At 58.5% G+C, this 22,455-nt stretch carries 4 protein-coding genes; all 4 read left to right on the plus strand.

Going from position 1 to position 22,455, the window contains the following annotated elements; translation table 11 throughout:
• Position 1 precedes the first annotated feature (1 nt).
• On the plus strand, positions 2–16,312 hold the full coding sequence (locus BLP78_RS03705; protein ID WP_143002884.1) for an Ig-like domain-containing protein: 16,311 nt from the start codon (positions 2–4) through the stop codon (positions 16,310–16,312).
• Between the two features lie 114 nt (positions 16,313–16,426).
• Complete coding sequence (locus BLP78_RS03710; RefSeq protein ID WP_143002885.1) at positions 16,427–18,277, plus strand: GAF domain-containing protein; 1,851 nt, start codon at positions 16,427–16,429, stop codon at positions 18,275–18,277.
• Positions 18,278–18,301: 24 nt separating this feature from the next.
• The gene (locus BLP78_RS03715) at positions 18,302–20,449 is read left to right on the plus strand and encodes a PqqD family peptide modification chaperone (protein WP_090456634.1); all 2,148 of its coding nucleotides are present in this window, start codon (positions 18,302–18,304) and stop codon (positions 20,447–20,449) included.
• The gene (locus BLP78_RS03720; protein WP_176752775.1) at positions 20,442–22,442 is read left to right on the plus strand and encodes a preprotein translocase subunit SecA; all 2,001 of its coding nucleotides are present in this window, start codon (positions 20,442–20,444) and stop codon (positions 22,440–22,442) included. The genes BLP78_RS03715 and BLP78_RS03720 overlap by 8 nt, the downstream gene beginning before the upstream one ends.
• Positions 22,443–22,455 lie beyond the last annotated feature (13 nt).

Raw genomic sequence — 22,455 nt, forward strand, 5'->3', positions numbered from 1 at the left:
CGTGGCTAAGAAAGCTGAAAAGGAGCGTGTGCGTCCGGGCGAACTTGGACAACGAAAAAAAAATCGTGTCAGTCGACTGCTTGATCATTTGCTCGATGGGGTTACGCGCGAACGAACTTGCTGCGACACGGATATGCAGTTTACGCCTCTACATAAGACCCTGCTCTTTGAGGCGCTGGAACCGCGGCTCCTCCTGAGTGCGGATCTGATAGGCTCAGTTGATGACAGCTCCCTCGATCGAGACTTTCTAGTGGCGGAATCGGCTTCAATCTCCGTACGCATCACCAATCAAGGCGATGCCCCCGCAACACCTCTTACCGTCAGGCTATTCGCATCCCAGGACTCACAGCCGGATATAGGCGATACGCTCATTGGCACAGTAACAAATTCATCCAGCGCACTTTTACCCGGCACATCCACAAACTTTACCGTGCCAATCTCGGTCGACGAGCTCAGTGCACCTGGCCATTACAAAGTCATCACATCCGTAGATCCGGACCAGCAGGTTCCGGAAGGCAGCGAGACCAACAACGTCTCGGTAGCAAACGGAACGTTGAATGTAGCCTGGCGATTTGGGGAGGTTCCCGGTCATGCCGCGCCCGCATCGCTCAGTCTCACCGATAGCAACGGTACCACCGTTATTTTCTCGCTGACCGGTCCGGGATGGGGTGAGGTAAGCAGATCTGGAGAGGGATTGGCATTATCGCTTTTCTCAACCGACGCGACCAGCGTACTTGCCGCCACCGCGACCGGTGCGCACTCGCTTTTAACAGGTTTGACAGTGGATGGCAATATCAAATCCATCCTCGCCCCCAGCCTGGATCTTCAGGGTAACGCTCGTGTTGCAGGCAGCGTACAGAGCATTACTCTGGGTGACGTAAAGGGATCTTCATCATTACTGATACAAGGTGGTGGTCCAGCCACAGCGTTCAGTGCGGGGAATGTGCATTCACTGGTGCTGACAAGCGCAACTCCTCTCAGCACGGTAACGGTAAAGGAATGGCTCGCATTTGACTCCGCTCCCGCATCCATCAACGCATCTTCCCTGGGCACGCTGATCGTCACTGGGGTATTCTCGGCCGATGTCAACTTGTCGGGCGCCCCTGCGACATCCTATACCCTTGGCAGCGCACAAATCGGGGGCGCCCTCGACGGCGGGTCCTGGATCGTGCTTGGTCGTGCAAGCCAAGTGGCGGCGCAGTCGACGGCCACATCGTGGAAGGCCGCGTTTTCAGGACCGTTATCACTGTTCTCCACCAGGGGCGACGCAAGCGGACAACTTTCCACGCCATCGCTGCAGGCACTCCAGGTGGGTGGCAACCTCAATCAGGCGCGCGTTATCGTGGGTGCAAACCTGGGCAGCGACGGCGCGCTCGGGGGCACGGGAAGTACTGGTGATCAATTCAGCGCCGGCGTAATCAGCCGTTTCCGCGTCACCGGTTCCATGGTCGAGTCGCACGTCTGGGTTGGTGTAGACCCTCGTAACGGAATATTCAACGATGGCAACGACACATTAACGGGGAGCACTCCCGGCAAGATTCAGGAACTCCTCATCGGGGGAAGCCTGGACACCTTATCGCATATCGTTGCGGGCGCGTTCCCCAATCTGGTAAAAGTCGGGGGTTTGGCTGTTACACCGTCATCCCTGCCGCAACTGAATACATCCACGATCGATATCACAAAACCCAGCGTGAGTGGGTCGCTCTCCAATGACGCCGGCCACCTGGCCGATGATCGTGTTACATCCGACTCGGCCGTTCGGGGACAAGTCACGGATGCAGGAGGTATCGCATCGCTCAAGGCCGGCTTCGATGCCGCACCTGCCTCCGAGTACACCGACATCCTCAGCAATATAAAGCCGGATGGCAATCTCGAACTTACCGCCGCACAACTGGCGGCAATCAATGGCGCAGTGCTGGTTGACGGAACGCACACCCTGCACTTCATCGCCGCAGACAAAGCTGGGAATTCGCAGAGTTTCGACCTGCAATTCACTTTGGACACTAGCGCGCCGAATTCACCCAACGTACGCCTCGCGCCAGGGGATGACAGCGGCACGGCAAGCGATGACAACATTACCAATATCGCAGCGCCCAGGATCAATGTCAGCGCGGAAGCGGAAACCGCCATCAGACTCTATATGAGCGCGCTACTGGTTGCCGGAGTCAGGTCTGGGCCCGAAACCCAATACCAGCTGGGTAAATTGACTGATGGCGCCTACACGCTGAATGCGACAGCGGAAGACCTGGCTGGCAACGTCAGTATCGCATCTTCCGCCCTGCAGTTGACTATCGATACGGTCGCTCCATCGATCCCGACACTTGGCCTCGCGGCCCAGTCGGATACAGGCGCGCTTGGCGACAACACAACGACTAACGAGACCGTGGTTCTGACGGGCGCCACTTCGCCCGGCGCGCGGGTCGATCTGGTGGAAGCGGCCCTCAACACAGTAGCAGACAGCCAAGGTGCATTCAGTTTTAACGGTGTGACGATCGCACTGGGTGATAACGACTTCACCGTGCGCGCCACCGACGTGGCGGGTAACAGCAGTGCGTTCAGCCAAACGATCACGCGCACCGAAATACCCAGCGGTGGCGACACCGTCCTGCCGCAGCTGAATGCAGCCTTGGCCACCGACACCGGTTCCAGCGCAACAGACGGCATCACCTCCAACGCGAGCATCGTCGGCACGGTCAGCGACAATGTCGCCGTCACCAGCCTGCTCGCAGGTTTCGATGCCACCCCTTCAGGGCAATACAAGGAAATCCTCAGCAGCGTGCAAGCGGACGGCACCCTCGCCCTCAGCCCCGCTCAACTGGCGGTAATCAATAGCGCAGCACTGGCTGACGGGACGCACACCCTGCACCTCATCGCCGCAGACAAAGCCGGGAATTCGCAGAGTTTCGACCTGCAATTCACCCTGGACACCAGCGCGCCGAATTCGCCCAGCGTACGCCTCGCGGCAGGAGATGATAGCGGCAGCGCAGCCGATGACAACATTACCAATATCGCGGCGCCTAGGATCGATGTCAGCGCGGAAAGCGAAGTTGCCATCAGGCTCTATATGAATGCCATCCTGGTCAATGGCATCCGATCCGGGCCGGAGACTCAATACCAACTGGATACGCTGGCCGATGGAGCCTATTCGCTGAGCGCGATGGCGGAAGACCTGGCCGGCAACGTCAGCAACGCGTCTCCCGCTCTGCAGTTGACCATCGATACGACCGCTCCATCGATCCCGACGCTTGGTCTCGCGTCCCAGTCGGATACGGGCACGCTTGGGGACAACACAACGACCAACGAGACCGTGGTTCTGACAGGGACTACTTCGCCTGGTGCGCGCATCGATCTGGTCGAAGCACCCCTCTACACAGTAGCCGACACCCAAGGCGCGTTTGCATTCAGTGGGGTGCCCCTTGCACTGGGCAATAACAACTTCACCGTTCGGGCCGCCGATGTGGCAGGCAACAGCAGTGAGTTCAGCCAAACGATCACGCGCGCCGAGATACCCAACGGCGGCGACACCATCTTGCCGCAACTGAATGCAGCTCTGGCTAGCGATACCGGCTCCAGCACGACGGATGGCATCACCTCCAACGCGAGCATCTCCGGCACGGCGAGCGACAATGTAGCCATAGCCAGCCTGCTCGCGGGGTTCGACGCCACACCCGCCGCGCAATACAGGGAAATCGTCAGCTATATAGCCAACAACGGCGAATTCGTACTCGATCTTGCGCGGCTGGAATCCATCTTTGGCGGTACATTGACTGACGGCAGCCATACTCTCCATTTGCAGGCTTTCGATGCGGCAGGAAACGCTTCCGCGCAGATCAATGTCGCTTTCACGCTCGATACCGCTACGCCCGCCCAGCCAGCGTTCGACCTCGCGATCACTTCCGATTCCGGAACGGTGGGGGACCATATTACCAACGCAGCCAACGTGACATTGGTGGGAAGTTCCGACCCCGGCGCCAGCATATCCGTAGTGGGCACATCGATTTCAGCGCTTGCAAACAACTTGGGCAATTTCCAGTTGGCCGGTATTGTATTGCGGGATGGCGCCAACGTCCTTACCCTGCGTGCTACCGACGCCGCAGGAAATACCTCGGATCGCAGCATCACCTTCCAACGCACTGGAGAGGTGACGCAGGACCAGGCACTATTCTGGAACCATCAGGCGCTCGAAGCAATACGTCTCGATGTGACCGATCCGCCCATCGCGACCCGTCTGCTCGCCATGGTGAGCCTGGCCATATACGATAGCCTCGCCGCGATTGACGGCACTCAGGCGTATCTCGTTAAGCGCACAGTCGAGGGATCTGTCTCCGCCGATGCCGCGGTTGCTTCAGCCGCTCATCGCGTATTGAGCTCGGAATATCCTGGACAGAAAGGGATCTTCGATGCTGCGCTGGCTGATTCCCTGACGAAGGTCGCGGAAGGATCGGAAAAGGATGCGGGTATTGCGCTGGGTACAGCCGTTGCCGATATCATTCTTGCCCTGCGCAGCAACGATGGCTCTGACGCCTTTGTGGATTACCCCGGCAGCGGCGAACTCGGCAAATGGCGGCCCACCGGCCCCATGTTCGAGGTCGCCGACCAGCCCAATTGGGCCAACGTCATGCCTTTCGCGCTGACCAGCCCCGACGAGTTCCGCTCCGCGCCTCCTCCGGCTCTCGACTCTGCGGCATATGCGCAATCCGTGGAAGAAATCCGCAGCGTGGGCAGCGCCACCAGTACAACCCGCACCGCTGACCAGACCCAGCAGGCCCAGTTCTGGGCCGATGGCACGGGCAGCTACACGCCGCCCGGTCACTGGAACCAAATTGCGGAACAAATCGCGCAGACTCAGGGTAATAGCCTGAGCGCCAACGCCCGGCTGTTTGCCATGCTCAACGTCGGCCTGGCCGATGCAGCCATCGCCTGCTGGGACGCGAAATACACTTACGGCCTGTGGCGCCCAGAAACAGCCATCAACAACGCCGATCTTGACAACAACGCGGCCACTGTCAAGCAGGCGGGCTGGACGCCTTTACTCATCACCCCCTCGCATCCCGAATATGCTTCCGGACATTCCACGTTCAGCGCCGCTGCCGCGCGCATTCTCGGCCATGTCTTCGGGACGGATACCTCTTTTTCCACCACTGCCTATACCCTGCCCGGCGTCACACGCAGCTTCGACAACTTCGATGCGGCCGCGGAAGAAGCGGGCCGCAGCCGCGTCTATGGCGGCATTCATTACGAATTCACCAATCAGGCTGGAAAAGAATTGGGCCATCAGGTGGCGGATGCGGTGCTGGCGCGCTTTGCGCTCAACGAGGACACCCAGGCCCCTGCCGTCGTCGTCCCGGATACGCCTGCGGCGGTCAAAACCAACCTCACGCTCAGCGGGCAGATCCTGGACAATCTCTCGGGGGTGGCAAGCAGCCAGTACCGCATCGATGGTGGAGAACTGACAGATCTTGCGCTGGATGCGGATGGCAAATTCACCATTTCTACCGCTTTTGGCGTCGATGGCAGCGCGGACGGCAGCCACACGGTCACGATCCTGGCACGCGACGCTGCCGGCAACCTCGCCGCCGGATTCAACCGCAGCTTTACCCTCGATACTCAAGCGCCCGTACTCGATCTGACCAGCCTTGCCGATGGCGCAACGCTTTCTGCCAGCAGCAGGGTGGCTGGAACGGCCAATCCGACCGGCACTCAGCTGGTGGAATTGTTCTACACCGTGGATAGCGGGCAGAAACACCGCCTGAGCTTCGATGCAACCACGGGCAGTTTTGATCAATCACTGATCCTTCGCAATCTGGGCATCGGTGACCATTCCCTCGTGCTCAACGCCAGGGATGCGGCCGGCAACTCGGCGAGCCTCACGCGCGAGGTCAAGATCGAGGCACTCTCACCGTTCACTGTCACGCGAGTTACTCCTGTTGCGGGCAGCGGCGATGTAGGCGTCACCTACCGACCGCAGGTATTTTTTTCGCGCGAGGTCAACCCCAACACGCTGACCGCCGATACCTTTTATGCCACCGGGCCGGATGGCGCGAAGCTAGACACCACCATTGTGCCCGCGCTGGACGGCAGCTTTGCCTGGCTGTTCTTCGACAAACCCATGCCGGGCGGATCCAACATCACGCTGCACCTGGATGGTTCCGCCATTCGCGCCCAGGCAGATGGGTCTTTCCTCGATGGGGATGGAAATGGCACGGCCGGCGGTGAATTGACTTGGAGTTTTACCAGCGTCAGCAGCACGATCGTCGCCAATACCAGGCTGGTCGGCAAAGTGGTGGATCCCGGCGCCGACCTGCTGCCGATGACCTTCGACGACATCCGCCGCGGCTTGGATGGCATCATCCATACCCCGGACGATGTGTTCCTCAACCCCATCGCGCACGCCAAGGTCTACATAATCGGCCTGGAAGACAAGGTGGTCTACACCGACGCCAACGGCAACTTCGAACTGACCGAGGTGCCGGTGGGGGAAGTCAAGATTGCCGTGGATGGTCGCACCGCCACCAATGCACCGGACGGGATTTTCTTCCCCGAGATGGTCATGTCGGCACAGTTGCTCCCGGGCGTGACCAATACTGTCATGGGCAGCATGGGCTCCAACGAGGAGCGGCTTGCGAACGCGGAACGGCGCGAAGTCTACCTACCCCGGGTGCAAACCTCGTCTCTTCAGCAAGTCAGCCAGACAGAGACCACAGTAGTAACGGTGGATGCCAAGTCGGCCCCCGATTTGACCGATGAGCAGCGCAGCCAGCTCACGCTGACCGTTCCACCGGGCAGCGCCGTCGGGTTCGACGGTAAGCCGGTGGAAGACGTCAAGATCGGCATCAACACCGTGCCGCCCGAGCTGGTGCGCGACATGCTCCCGCCGGGAGTGTTGCAGCACAGCTTCGACATTACCATTCAGGCGCCGGGCGTCAACACTTTTAACAAACCGGTACAGATCACTTTCCCGAACGTATTCAATGCTGATCCCGGCACCAAGCTCAACATCCTTAGCTTCGATCATACGACGGGAATGTTGGTAATTAATGGTACGGGGACCGTATCTGCAGACGGGAAGACCGTCATTTCGGATGAAGGCTCAGGAATAATGGCGCCGGGATGGCATGGGATTACGCTACCAAGCTTTATCCTCGCTATAAAGGGAACCTTCCAGTCTGTCCGAGATGTAATTTCGAACGGATTTAATGACACAGCTATTGCGGCCCTTGATCCACTGTCCAAAGAAACTTATTCCACTGATGCCGATTCAGGGACATATGCTACTAAAGGCGGTGGTCTCCGCGGGGCTAATATAAAGGAAGCTAGCGCAAACCGAGATGCGATTTATGCGGCCGTGGATAATAGTAAAAATGGTATAGCGATTGTCGGCGCTGATAAATACTGGAATATCGGGCCAAGCTTGACAGGTGCATTTTCGTTCGGCCTCGGCGTGGATGGTTCTCAAGCAGGTTTTGACCATGCCGCTGTTGCGTATCGGGATGAGTTTGGAAATATGGTTATTGCGGAACTGAATCCGAATCATGCCAATGATCATCCCCTTTTCGGATCTCCCTCGCCGGCACCTCGGTCGCTAGATGACTTTGTTAGAGCCTACGATTCTGTAACGGCCATCAGCGTAAATTCACTTTCAGAAAGTCAGCAGCAAGAATTCATTAGAATTGTTAGTAATTTCGAAGGCGAAACCTATAGTTTTTACACTTCTGGGCCATCAGCAGGACAAGTATGTTCAAGTTCAATCTTGGAGGCCTTATTCCAAGCACGAGGAGATGCGCCTCCAGAACTCTCCATTGGGGGAATCCAAATATTTTCTCCTGGGGATCTAATCGTCCTAATGCAAGAAGTTAATCGGCGCGGAAATGTGGAGAAACCAGCACCCGATGGCATAAATTTACGGGTACTGGCGGAAGAAGTTCAGCAGCGCAGCGGACGTGCACAATCCTCTGTCACCATTACGGAAATGAAGATTAATCGTCAATTGCATTATCGAATTGATATAGTAGATGCTGCAGGTTTTCCTCAATCTTTTTTTGGTAAAACTGATAACAACGGGAGTATTGAGATATCTCTTCCCCAAAACAGATCTGCTTTCCTATGGATACTTGATCCGTTGAGCATGGGGTTTATCGGCCACTCAATACAAGGCGCTGCCTCGGGGTTAACCTTCGTTCAGAGCTATGTAATGGACCCGGGAATAATACCTGTACCGACAGACACGGATGGTGATGGTGTTCCTAATTTTGCGGAGTATATAGTTCGCACATCACAAAATTCCTCAGATACAGACTCCGATGGCATTTCTGATCGTGTGGAGATCGAGCAGGGTCTCGATCCTCTCGGGGGTCTTGGAATTCCCAGCGGCATAGTATCCGCAACCAGCTTTCAAGGCGCAGCCGAAGCAGTAATGGTCGCGGGATCTACCTCTGATGCATCCAGGCTTATCGCCTACGTCGCGACCGGCACTGCCGGTCTAGCCGTAGTCGACGTATCGCAGTTCACCAAGCCCACTGTACTGGCGGAACTCGATCTGTCGGGCACGAATAACGATGTAGCAGTCGATTCAACGCGCGGTCTGGCTGTTCTGGCAGCCAACGAAGGCGGCCTGCATATCGTCGATGTCTCGAATTCGACCTCGCCCGTCCTGCGTCAAACTCTTGCTTTCCCTGACCCAGTCACCAGCGTGGAAGTGCGTGATGGTCTCGCTTACGTGGCTACGGGCAGTGATATCGCGATAGTGGATTTGAATACGGGCGACATTCGCCAGACGCTGGATCTGGGCAATTCCAGTGGCGCGACGCTGACCGGCCTGGCGCTCGAAGGCAGCACGCTCTATACCATGGATGCGAGCCGCACGCTGCGCTCCATCACCATCGATGGCGATTTTCTAACCCTGCGTGATTCGCTGGTGCTCGCTGCGGGTGGTGGCAAGCTCTTCGTGGGCGGCAGCGTGGCTTACGTCGGCACTACGACCAATTTCACGCAAGGATACAGCACTGTCGATGTCGCCAATGCTGCAGATTTGAAATTGCTCAGTGGCATTGATGCCGCCAACATAGCTGGCCAGTCGCTGGCTGCCACAGGCTCCGGGCTGCTGGTCACCGCCGGAAACCTGCGCGGTCCTCGCGGCGAACAGATCTATGCACTGGATGTCAGCAGCAGTAATGACCCTGCCAATACCGGCAGCTTCATCACCCGCATCAGCCTGCCGGACGCTCCCAAGGACGTGGTGCTCGCCAATGGCCTTGCCTTCGTCGCCGACGGCACATCCGGACTGCAGATCGTCAACTACATCGGTTTCGATACCAAGGGGGTCGCGCCTACGGTATCCATCAAGGTGGATGGCGTCGTTGTCGATCCGGAAAAGGCGGGCATCCAGATATTGGAAGGCCGTACGGTAAATGTCATCCCGACCGTGACCGATGATGTTCAGGTGCGTAATGTCGAGCTGCTGGTCAATGGAAAGGTAGTATCGAACGATGCTGCCTTTCCGTTCGAGCTTTTCGCGCAAGCTCCGACCATTGCCCAAGGCGGCAACAAGCTGACTATCCAGGTTCGCGCCACCGACACCGGAGGCAACTCGACCCTGTCCGACGCCGTGGTGCTGGACGTGGTTCCCGATACCTTTGCACCCCAGGTAACGAAGATGAGCCTGGATGAAGGAGCGCGTGTCTTCTTCGTCCGCTCGGTCGACGTGTCGTTCGATGAACCGCTGGACCTGTCCAAGCTGAATCTGACGGGCATCGAGCTGATAAATATCGGCCTGGATGGTGTTGCAGGCACGGCGGACGACAAAGCGATAGATGTGCGGCTGGACACGCGTTCATTCGGCCAATCGATATCCGTTTTGCCCAATGGCTACCTGCTGCCCGGAGCTTACCAGCTACGCATCGATCCGTCGGTAGTCGCCGACAGCGCCGGCAATGCTCTCGCTGCACCCATCGTCCGCAATTTCAGTATTCGTCCCGCCAGCGATATCCGCGCGGGCAGCGGCGTCCCGGAAATCACGCAGGCGCCTTCCGCCAATCCGGGCCAGGAAATCGGCTTGCCTGTGCCCTTCGATCCCGCTTCTGCCCGCACCACATTTAATGTCATCGATGCGAACGGGAACAAAACCACGCGTGATGTGGCAGCCAGCCGCTTCGATACTGTGCTGGGCGTCGCGTATTTCAACGTGCCGCTGGATGCGATCACCGGCGAGATCCAGGTGTTTTCACAGGTGGGCAATACGAAAACGATTTTTGCCGACGGGACATTTTTGCTACAGATTCTGCCCGTGATCACGGACGTACAGGTACAGAGTGTGGCGGCTGATGGCAGCAGCGCGACGGTTTTGATCAGCGGGCTGGGGTTTGTTGAAAGCAACAACAGCGAATACCGGTTTGGGAGTGACGTAGTGCTGGATGCCGGGGTGAACACCGGGGCGGATGTGCAGTTCCGTTATGACCCGAGCATCGGCTTCATCCCCAACGGCTACGTGCAGGTCACCGTGCCACTCTCCGGCAGCGCCTTCGGCCCCATCAGCATCAAGACCGCGGGCGGGGCCAGCGCCAGCTACAGCGTCAACTTGAGCGGCATTGGCGCCACGGCATTGAGCGGCACGCCCGCGGACGCGGATGAGGCCTCGGCCAATCCGGGCCAGGCCATCACCCTGCAAGGCGCGGGGCTGTCCACCGCCACTGACGTACTGCTGCGCTGGACCGATATCAGCGGCAATGCGCGGATGACACAGCTGAACCCCACCAGCGCGGCCGCCAACGGCAGCAGCGCCACGCTGCTCATTCCCGAATACGCCAACGGCGTAGCTAGCCTGCAGGTATTCGGCTCGGCCAGCCAGCCGCTATTGCAGATCGTGCCCAGGCTCACCGGCTTCGATGTGCAGAACGCCGCGCTGTCCCTGTACGGCTCGGGCTTCGTGGAAGGGGCGAGCAGCTACAACTTTATCGGGGCAACGGTAGCCGACAGCCAGATCAATGGCTCGGCAGATGTGTATTACAACAATGACTTCAGCGCGCAGAACGGGCGCGCCTATCTGGATACGAACACTCTGCCGCGCCACGGCCTGGGCGGCGTCACCGTCACCACCGCGGGCGGCACCTCGGCGGCGCTGGATCTCAACCTGCTGCGCCCGGGCGACACAGCGGCGGTAGGCGCGCTGGGCGATGTGGCGGTGGACCCCTCCAGCGGCGCGCTCTGGGTGAGCGACAACAATAATCCCGGCCACATCCTGCGCATCGATGCGGCCAGTGGCGCCATCCTGCAGACCATTACCCTGAACAATGACTTCGGCACGCCTTATGTATTTAATGTGGCGGGCCTGCAGGTGCTGGGCCAGGCGATGAGCCTCAACGGCACCAGCGTGCCCGCGGGCACGCTGGTGCTGTTCAACGGCTATCCCAATCCCGACCGGGTGATCGCCGTCAATCCGGCAAATGGCGCAGTGATCGCGAGCCTCGCGCTGGCGCAGAACTACGATCTCACCGCCGGGGTGTTTGACGCCGCGAGCGGCCACCTGTTCGTGACAGATGGCCGCAGCGCGGGCAACCGCATCGCCGAGATCAACCCGGCCACCGGTGCGGAGATCGCGAGCTTCGCAGTGCCGTTCAACATCTCCAACTGGGCCGGCCTGGCGATCGATCCGGTCACCGGCAACCTGTGGCTGGGGAGCTATTCCGGGAGCGCAACACTGGTGGAACTCACCCGCACCGGCACCGAGGTGCGCCGGCTCGATCTGGCCTCCCAGGGCGTCAATAACAGCGAGATCTCCGGGCTAGCCTTCGCCCCCGACGGCTCCCTGCGTGTCGCCTCAACCAATGGCGTGGTGTACAGGATTGATCCTGCCCGTGATGCCCCTGTCCAACGCGCCACGCTCACGCAAGTCATCGCTACGGCTACCGATGGCGTGGCGGCGCAGAGTGGGGTGGCTGCGGCCAATGTGGGCCAGATCATCGAACTGCGCGGCAGCAACTTCGGATCGGGCACGCAGGTCCTGTTCAACACCCGTGACAACAACGGCAACACCAGTGTGATCGCCGTCAGGCCCCTGGCCGTGGACGCCGCAGGCACGCGCCTGCAGGTGCTCGTGCCCGATCTGGCCGCCACCGGCGACATCAAGGTCGTCAATGCGGGCGCCAGCAACCTCGGTTTCACCGGTTACAACGATTCCATCTACCGCAAGGTTACTGCCACTTTCACCGCGAATGGCGCCACCGCTGTGTTGCGCTTCGCCGACGGCGGGCTTCAGGACATCAACGACGAGAGCTGGGGCATCGACAACGTCGTCGTCAAGCAAGGCTCAACCACTGTATTTGCCGATACCTTCGAAGGTGGCGCCAAGGCCAACTGGAGCAACCAGGCCACCGACCGCAACGGCCTGGGCACCTTCAGCGAATTCTCCGGGCGCTTCGGCAATGCCAGCCAGGTACTGAACCTGAGCGGGCTGACCGCCGGGCAGACCTACACCCTGAACTTCGATCTGTACGTACTGGATAGCTGGGAAGGCAGCCATCCCACCGCGGGTCCGGATCTCATCCAGATCACGGCGGATGGCCAGCAGATCTTCCGGGAAACCTTTGCCAACTATTACCCCAACGCGCAATCGGTACAGACCTATGGCGCCAGCGATGGCATACGCCTGCAGGTTGTGCCCACCCTCACTGGTCTGAGTGGCCGGCCGGGCAGCGACAGTGCCTTCAGCCTCATCGGCTCGGGCTTCATGGAAGGGGCCAGCACCCTCACCATCGGCGGCAGGGCCTTCAATGGCGCAGCGGTCAATGGACTGGATGTCAGCGGCGCGCGCAACGACACCCTCGGCGTGATTGCACCACGCACGCTCGATGGTCCCCTTCGCGTGACCACCGAGGGGGGTTACGCCCAGATCGCCGGTGCGGCCTTCGGTGCGCAGCCAACGGTTCTCTATACCGGGCTTGCCTCATTGACGAATGGCGGCATCGTGGCCGATGCCACCAAAGCCTCGGCCAATACCGGCCAGGTCATCACGCTTACCGGCCAGGCCTTTACAAGCCAGACCCTGGTGCAGTTCACGGGAATCGATGATAGCGGTGCGCTGGGAACCATCACCCGCACTGGCACGCCGGGCAGCGGCGGCACCAGCCTGAGCATCGAAGTGCCCGCGCTCGCGCGCACCGGCAAGGTCACGGTGCTGGGCAGCAATGCCAGCTTCGACCTGCAGATAGTGCCCACCCTCAAGTCGCTCGGGGGCAGCGTGGTGGCGGGCAACACCGTGATGCTGGAAGGCACCGGTCTGGTCGGCTCCGAGCTGATCGTGCAGGTCGATGGCCGCGCCACCGGCAGCTTCAACGTGCGCACCGTGTTCGAGGGGATCGGCAGCAGCTCGGCGGATCAGCAACTGCTGACCCTGACCGTGCCCAATGGGGTGACAGCAGGCGTCATCACTGTCTCCACCAGTGGCGGCAGCGCCGTGCTGCGCAGCCAGCCGTCCAACATTACCACCAGCACCAGTGTTTCCCCGGGCGAAGCCGGCGATACCCTGGCTACGGTTGCTGCCCTTGCAGTGCCGGTCGACCAGCGCCTCGTGGTCAATGGCACCGTCGGGGACGGCACCCAGGCAGCCAAGGATGTCGATTTCTACCGAGTCGATCTCGCTGCCGGCACTGTGCTGTCTCTGGTCATGGATGGCTCCAGCAACTATACCCATGTGCGCGTGTTCGACGCCGCGGGCAATCAACTGGTGGCGGGAAGCTTCAACCCCAGCGGCACACCTGCGCTGCGTACTGCCATTACGGCCGCCGGCAGCTATTACGTCGGCGTCAGCGGTCATGGCAATAGCAGCTACAACCCCGGCACTGCCGGCAGCGGTACCGCCAGTTCCTATACCGGCGCCTACAAGCTCACGCTGGAGCATCAGGGCGCAGGCACCCATCATCTGGGCGGCATCAGCGCCACTGCCGGCAGTGGCATACCCGCCAGCAATGGAATCGCCTCGGCCAACACCGGTCAGACCATTACCCTGCAAGGCATAGGCCTGCAAAGCGGTGACAGGTTGTTGTTTACAACCATCGACAGTTCCGGCCGCCTGGCTGAGCGGACCGTCATCCCTGTCAGCGTGGCCGCGGATGGCAGCAGCCTGACCGTAGTCGTGCCCACCGACGCCACCACCGGCACCGTACGTCTTGCACGCGACAGCAGCGGCGTATTGCTGCAGATCGTGCCCACGCTGAGCGATATCAGCGCCAGCCTCAACAGTCTCTACAACGGCGGCAGCCTGACGCTTAGCGGCAGCGGCTTTGCCGAAGGGGCGACCAGCGTATTGTTCGGCAACCAGCGGCTGAACGATTCATCGCGCAATACCGGACCGGATGCCGGGAACACCACCCTCAGCCTGACTGTACCTACAGGCGCGCCCACCGGGCCGATCCAGGTCGTGACCATCGGCGGCACCAGCGCAGCCTTCGGTTTGAGCATCACCGGCATCACGGCCAGTGCCAGCAGCGGCACGGCAGCCAATGCTGCCCAGGCATCCGCCGTGGCCGGCCAGACCATCAAGCTCCAGGGAACCGGGCTGGACGCCAGTACGGATGTGGTATTCGAGACCGTGGACAATAACGGCAACCGCAGCCAGCTGATTGCACGGCCGGCCACCGTCAATGCCGGGGGTACCGAAATCCAGGTGGCGGTCCCGTTGAATGCCATCACCGGCACGGTGCGCGTGGTGGGTGACCGCAACGCCAGCGCGCTGGCGTTGCAGATTCTGCCCGTGATCACGGACGTACAGGTACAGAGTGTGGCGGCTGATGGCAGCAGCGCGACGGTTTTGATCAGCGGGCTGGGGTTTGTTGAAAGCAACAACAGCGAATACCGGTTTGGGAGTGACGTAGTGCTGGATGCCGGGGTGAACACCGGGGCGGATGTGCAGTTCCGTTATGACCCGAGCATCGGCTTCATCCCCAACGGCTACGTGCAGGTCACCGTGCCACTCTCCGGCAGCGCCTTCGGCCCCATCAGCATCAAGACCGCGGGCGGGGCCAGCGCCAGCTACAGCGTCAACTTGAGCGGCATTGGCGCCACGGCATTGAGCGGCACGCCCGCGGACGCGGATGAGGCCTCGGCCAATCCGGGCCAGGCCATCACCCTGCAAGGCGCGGGGCTGTCCACCGCCACTGACGTACTGCTGCGCTGGACCGATATCAGCGGCAATGCGCGGATGACACAGCTGAACCCCACCAGCGCGGCCGCCAACGGCAGCAGCGCCACGCTGCTCATTCCCGAATACGCCAACGGCGTAGCTAGCCTGCAGGTATTCGGCTCGGCCAGCCAGCCGCTATTGCAGATCGTGCCCAGGCTCACCGGCTTCGATGTGCAGAACGCCGCGCTGTCCCTGTACGGCTCGGGCTTCGTGGAAGGGGCGAGCAGCTACAACTTTATCGGGGCAACGGTAGCCGACAGCCAGATCAATGGCTCGGCAGATGTGTATTACAACAATGACTTCAGCGCGCAGAACGGGCGCGCCTATCTGGATACGAACACTCTGCCGCGCCACGGCCTGGGCGGCGTCACCGTCACCACCGCGGGCGGCACCTCGGCGGCGCTGGATCTCAACCTGCTGCGCCCGGGCGACACAGCGGCGGTAGGCGCGCTGGGCGATGTGGCGGTGGACCCCTCCAGCGGCGCGCTCTGGGTGAGCGACAACAATAATCCCGGCCACATCCTGCGCATCGATGCGGCCAGTGGCGCCATCCTGCAGACCATTACCCTGAACAATGACTTCGGCACGCCTTATGTATTTAATGTGGCGGGCCTGCAGGTGCTGGGCCAGGCGATGAGCCTCAACGGCACCAGCGTGCCCGCGGGCACGCTGGTGCTGTTCAACGGCTATCCCAATCCCGACCGGGTGATCGCCGTCAATCCGGCAAATGGCGCAGTGATCGCGAGCCTCGCGCTGGCGCAGAACTACGATCTCACCGCCGGGGTGTTTGACGCCGCGAGCGGCCACCTGTTCGTGACAGATGGCCGCAGCGCGGGCAACCGCATCGCCGAGATCAACCCGGCCACCGGTGCGGAGATCGCGAGCTTCGCAGTGCCGTTCAACATCTCCAACTGGGCCGGCCTGGCGATCGATCCGGTCACCGGCAACCTGTGGCTGGGGAGCTATTCCGGGAGCGCAACACTGGTGGAACTCACCCGCACCGGCACCGAGGTGCGCCGGCTCGATCTGGCCTCCCAGGGCGTCAATAACAGCGAGATCTCCGGGCTAGCCTTCGCCCCCGACGGCTCCCTGCGTGTCGCCTCAACCAATGGCGTGGTGTACAGGATCGTGGGAATTTGAAGACAGGTTTTGAGGGTATCCGAGACTGGAGAAATTGGCTTTCTCTATGCAAGATTGGTGTACACCATTGTGGTGTGAAATAAGATCAATGGTGGCATCAAGCGGAATAGTTAATTGACGCAACCCGAGCCAAACGCGAACACTTCGACTGCGCCGGTTTCTGCTGAGTTGCCTCAACCGGATGAGATGACGCTACGTGGCATTTCTGGCGTACGCCAACCAGGACAGGGCCCTTCACAGGCATGGCTTGGCCGTCTGTGCGGAATGCTGGATGGGGTTGAGTCGGGTTTGCTTGTAATAGAAGAATCAGCGAATACTTTTGTTCCGGCAGGCATATGGCCCCATGGGACACGGGATGTGACCCATCTTGGCAATGCCGCACAGAAGTGCCTGATCGGACGAGCAGGCGCCACTCAGCCCGGAAAAACCGATCAGACGATCCTCATTACCTACCCCATCGAGGTAGATGGACGTTTACACGGCGCAGTGGCGCTGGAGGTCAGCAAGCGTCCCGCCGCCGCATTACAAAAGATAAATCAGCAATTAAGCTGGGGAATGGGATGGTTCGAATCTCATTTCTGGCGCCAGAAGAGTGCTGACGATACCCGGCAACTTGAGCGTGCGGCGGTAGCCCTGGATATCGCCGCGTTGGCGGGAGAATATGTAAAGCTCGAAGATGCTTCCCTCGCAATTGCAAGCGAATTGTGTAAACGTCTTGCATGCAGGCGAATCGCGATTGGCATCGAGAGAAAAAATCAGATTCACCTGGTGGCGCTTTCCAATTCCGCCTGGTTCGAGAAAAAAAGTCAGTTTGTGGCCGAGATTGAAAATGCCATGGATGAGGCGCTCGATCAGCGTAAAACCATTGCATATCCGCCGATCGAAGGCTTGCTTAAAGGCATTGCGGTGGCACATAAGGATATAGCCAAGGCAGGTTCTGTGCTGTCCGTAGTGCTGCGCACCGGGGGGCGCGGTGTGGGCGTGATCACGTTCGAGCGGGCCGAAACGCGTTTTACACTCACGGATGTGGAGTTGTGCCAGGCCACGGCGTCGTTGATCGGCCCCATCCTGGAAATGAAAGAGGATGCGACCCATTGGATTGCGGGTCGCTCCGCGCAGCAGTTACGCGCAGCCGCTCAGGCTCTGACGGACCCCCGTCGTCCGAGTTTCCGCTACGCTGCCGGTTCCCTGTTGGCTTTTCTGATCTTTATTTCAGTATTTGACGCTGAATACCGGGTTCCCGCCAAAGCAGTTTTGGAAGGCGAAGTTCAGCGTTCGGTCGTTGCGCCATTTGAAGGCTACATCGCTCAAGCCTATATACGCGCCGGTCAGACCGTGAAACAGGGACAATTGCTTGCCAAGCTGGATGATCGTGATTTGGTGGTGGAGCGCCAAAAATGGTCGAGTGAGTTTGAGCAGAATGATCGTAAATATCGCGATGCCCTGGCCAAGCGCGATCGACCGCAGGTTCGCATTCTGGCGGCTCAAGTCGCACAAACGGAGGCCCAGCTTACCCTGGTGGAAGACAAGCTGGCGCGTACCGCCATCGTCGCCCCTTTTGACGGAATTGTGGTTACTGGAGATCTTAGTCAGATGTTCGGCAGCCCGGTGGAACGAGGGAAGCTGCTATTCGAAGTTGCACCGCTCGATGCCTACAGGGTCATACTGAGAGTCGATGAGCGGGATATTCGTGATGTGGCTGCGGGGCAGAAGGGCACGATTGTTCTATCCGGTATATCGGCCGAGTCCATGCCTTTGGATGTGACCAATATTTCCGTCGCTGAAGCGGAAGAAGGGCATAACTATTTTCGTGTCGAGGCCAAACTCAAACATGCTCCACCGCGACTGCGCCCAGGGATGGAAGGCGTGGGAAAAATCAATGTCGGGGAACGCAAGCTTATCTGGATATGGACGCATCGATTTATCGATTGGTTGCGCATGCTGATCTGGGACTGGTTGCCATGATATTGAATCCATAGGAAGCACACAGTGGCTGGATCTTCTCTGAGCAGTTCCTGGTATCGCGTAGCCGGTCTGAAGCCGATCTTGCGCGCGCATGCCAAAGTCCATCGCCAGCGCTTCAGGGGCCAAGCCTGGTATGTATTGCAGGACTCGGCGACAGGCCGCATGCACCGCTTTTCACCGGGTGCGTATTACGCCATGAGCCTGATGGATGGAAAACATACCGTTGAGGAAATCTGGGTGCTGGTCGCTAAGGAGCTGGATGAAGCGGCTCCGTCCCAGGATGACATGATTCAGCTGCTTACCCAATTGCACATGGCGGATATACTACAAAGCAATGTGCCACCAGATCTGCTGGAGCTATCGCAACGTCGAGTCAAGCAACGGCGCTCGAAGTGGATGAAGAATTTCCTGAACCCGATGTCGATCCGTTTCCCGCTATGGGATCCGGATCGTTTCATCAATCTTACTTATCCGTATCTTAAATGGCTCTTCACCTGGCGCGGTGGCGTCCTCTGGCTGGTGGTAGTGACACCGGCTTTAATCATGGCGGCATCCCACTGGAATGATTTGACGCAGAACCTGAGTGATCGGGTTCTGTCATCCAGCAACCTGCTGGCGCTTTGGCTGGCTTTTCCCATCGTAAAACTATTGCATGAACTGGGTCATGCCTATACGACCAAGGCGGGTGGCGGTGAAGTACATGAAATGGGGATCATGCTACTCGTACTGATGCCGGTTCCTTATGTGGATGCAACCGCCGCAACGGCGTTCCGCAGTAAGCGGCACCGCGCTATGGTCGGTGCCGCCGGTATGATGGTCGAGCTGTTCCTGGCCGCGCTGGCCATTTATGTGTGGCTGGTGGTTGAACACGGGGTAATCCACGCTTTGGCTTTTAACGTGATTTTTGTTGCCGGGCTATCCACCATTGTCTTTAACGGCAATCCCTTATTACGTTTTGACGGTTATTACATCCTTAGCGACCTGATCGAGATTCCGAACCTTGGCAGCCGCGCCAATCAATATCTCGGTTATCTCGTTCAGCGTTATGCGTTTGGGAAACAGGATGCACGGCAGGCCACGGAGACAAAGGGGGAACGTTTATGGCTTGCATTTTACGCGGTCGCCTCATTTATATACCGGTTATTTGTAACATTCGCAATTATCGTATTTATCGTTGGTGAATTGTTCTTCATCGGGGTCATTCTTGCCCTATGGAGTCTCGCCAGCATGCTGGTCATTCCAGTTGTGAAGGGGATTCATCATGTATTTTATAGCCCCGCACTTCATCGTCAGCGGCGCCGCGCGGTGAATGTCACCGTGGGGTGTACCACATTCATAGTCCTATTCTCGCTGGTAGTACCCATGCCGTTTCACCGTCAGGCTGAAGGCGTAATCTGGGTGCCGGAAGACGCCGAGATTCGGGCTCACACCGCGGGGTTTGTGCACCGGTTGGTAGTGAACTCGGGCACGCAGGTCAATAAGGGAGATATCGTCATCGAATCCGATGATCCCGATCTCTTTATGCAACTGGTATCCCAGCGGGCGCGAGTGGAACAATTGGAAGTTGAGTACTCATCAGCTTTTCTTGATGATCGTCTACAGGCAGCAATTGCCCATGACGAACTAAAAAAGGAACGTGCGTTCCTCGCGAGGGTTGAAAATCGCATTGAGGGCTTGGCGGTAGAAGCCCGGACGTCCGGGCGGCTGGTGGTTCCGCGCGCAATCGATTTACCCGGTAAATTCATGCAACAAGGCGAGCTCATGGGGTACGTATTGGAGGGACCAATACGAACTGTCCGGGTGGTGCTTACCCAGGATGATATCGATGTCGTACGCGGAGGGCTTAGAAGCGTACAGCTTAAGCTGATTGATCGCCTGAGCGATACTTACGCGGCGAACGTACTGCGAGAAGTGCCCGGCGGACGCGACCAGCTTCCCAGCAAAGCATTGGCGCTCGAGCATGGTGGAATCCATGCCACTGATCCGCGTGACCGGAACGGAACCCAAACGCTCGTGCGGGTATTCCAATTCGATTTACTGCTCCCTTCATCAGTAGGAGACGTGTCGCTAGGGGCGCGTGCACATGTCCGTTTTGATCTGGCCCCCGAGCCCTTTGCATTCCGGTGGTATCGGGCAGCGCGCCAGCTCTTGTTATCCAACTTTAATGTCTAAAGCCTTATTTGCTGACTGGAAGATAATCAATCTCGCTCCGGGCCCTTATCCGGAGCGGCCGGATACATTTGATAATGCTCTGGATCGGTTTTTAGGTTCGGCGATTGGCGAAACGCGACTATTGACATCCCGTCTTCGACTTAAACGCTTGAGAAGTTTTGCTGATGAGGTTATGCGACGGGGTAATGTATTTTCAGATTTGAGTGAAGTGCAGCTGAATGCGTGTGTAAACGATCTCCGGGTGAACATTGCCCGCCAGGGGTTGACCGACGCTATGGCGGTTGAAGTTTTTTCATTGGTAAGGGAAGTTTGCGGGCGTAAATTGGGACTGCGGCACTTTCCGGTACAATTGATCGGCGGGCGTGTGATGTTAGCCGGCAAACTGGCGGAAATGCAAACCGGTGAAGGCAAATCGCTTACCGCTGTGCTGCCTGCGGTAGCGGTTGCGCTGGCAGGTTTGCCGGTCCATGTGATTACGGTAAATGAATATCTTGTCCAGCGTGACGCCAAGCTTATGCAGCCTGTATATGAATTCTTTGGCCTGAGCGTCGGAATGGTCGTCCCCGACCAGGACATGGAGACTCGCCGCGATGCTTACCGTTGTGATGTTACATATTGCGTCAATAAGGATCTGGTATTTGATTATTTGCGCGACCGGATTTCCTCCGCCGACGATGCCTCCGGTGCACGCCGGGCGACGGCTCGCCTGTTCGGACAGGAAGCGGGCTCAGGAACTTTCTTGCGCGGGTTATTTTTTGCGATTGTCGATGAAGCAGATAGTGTACTCATCGACGAGGCTCGAACACCGCTCATCATTTCCAGCAGCGTATCTGGCAAGCAGGGTGCCGATGATTATCAGAGAGCATTGGATTTTTCCCGGCAACTACAAGATGAACTGCATTTTCAGGTTTTTGCTTCTGATAAATCTATCCAACTGACTCGTACCGGCCGTGATCAGGTCACGGTTCTATGTGGCAATCTTCCGGGAGTCTGGCAGGTAGCGCGCGCACGGCATGAGTTGATCGAGCAGGCCTTGGCAGCCCAACTGCTGTATGAGCGCGACAAACACTACATCCTGATGGATAACAAGGTACAGATAGTGGATGAGTATACCGGGAGAGTCATGGCGGATCGAACCTGGGAAAGTGGATTGCACCAAATGATCGAGGTGAAGGAAGGATGCGCCCTTACCGATCGGCGTGAAACGATTTCACGTATCACCTATCAACGGTTTTTTAGACGGTACCTGCGGCTTGGCGGCATGACCGGTACGGCAACTGAGGTGGCTGGCGAGTTAAGTGCCATATTCGGACTGGACGTACTGCGGATCCCCACAAATCGCACGGTACAGCGCAGGAATCTGGGGATAAAGATATTTCTCAGCGGCACGACGCGCTGGGACGCTGTCATGAAAAGCATACGGCGCGTTCACGATGAAGGTCGTCCAGTCCTGATTGGAACTCGTTCGGTAGCCGCTTCAGAGCATTTGAGCGCCCTGCTCAAGGAACAGAAAATTGAGCATAGTGTGATTAATGCTCGTCAGGATGAGGACGAGGCAATTGTCGTTGAGCATGCCGGATACCTTGGCCGTGTAACAGTCGCTACGAATATGGCAGGACGTGGTACTGATATTAAGCTGGAAGCCGGCATATCGGATAAGGGTGGACTGCACGTAATTTTGTCGGAATTTCACGAATCGCCACGTATTGATCGACAACTTTATGGGCGCGCCGGGCGCCAAGGGGACCAGGGAAGCTACGAGTCCATTGTTTCTCTGGAAGATGAATTATTTACCATGTTTTCCGGGAACATGGTTCGTATGATTATGAGCAAATCAAGTTTTAGTAATGTGGTTACTGGCACGAAAGCAAACCTACTGCGAAAGTTGGTGCAACACTCATCAGAACGGCACTATTCCCAGATCCGTCGTCAGACAGTGATCGAAGACCAGAAGCTGTCGAGGATGCTTGCTTTTGCAGGGCGTGGAGAGTAACGGCTATATACAA

This window comes from Nitrosospira sp. Nsp1 (assembly GCF_900100985.1).
Taxonomy (GTDB): domain Bacteria; phylum Pseudomonadota; class Gammaproteobacteria; order Burkholderiales; family Nitrosomonadaceae; genus Nitrosospira.

What these genes read in the sequence shown, in the direction of transcription:
- BLP78_RS03720 (WP_176752775.1), top strand. Translation starts at nt 20,442, where the DNA reads ATGTCTAAAGCCTTATTTGCTGACTGGAAGATAATCAATCTCGCTCCG.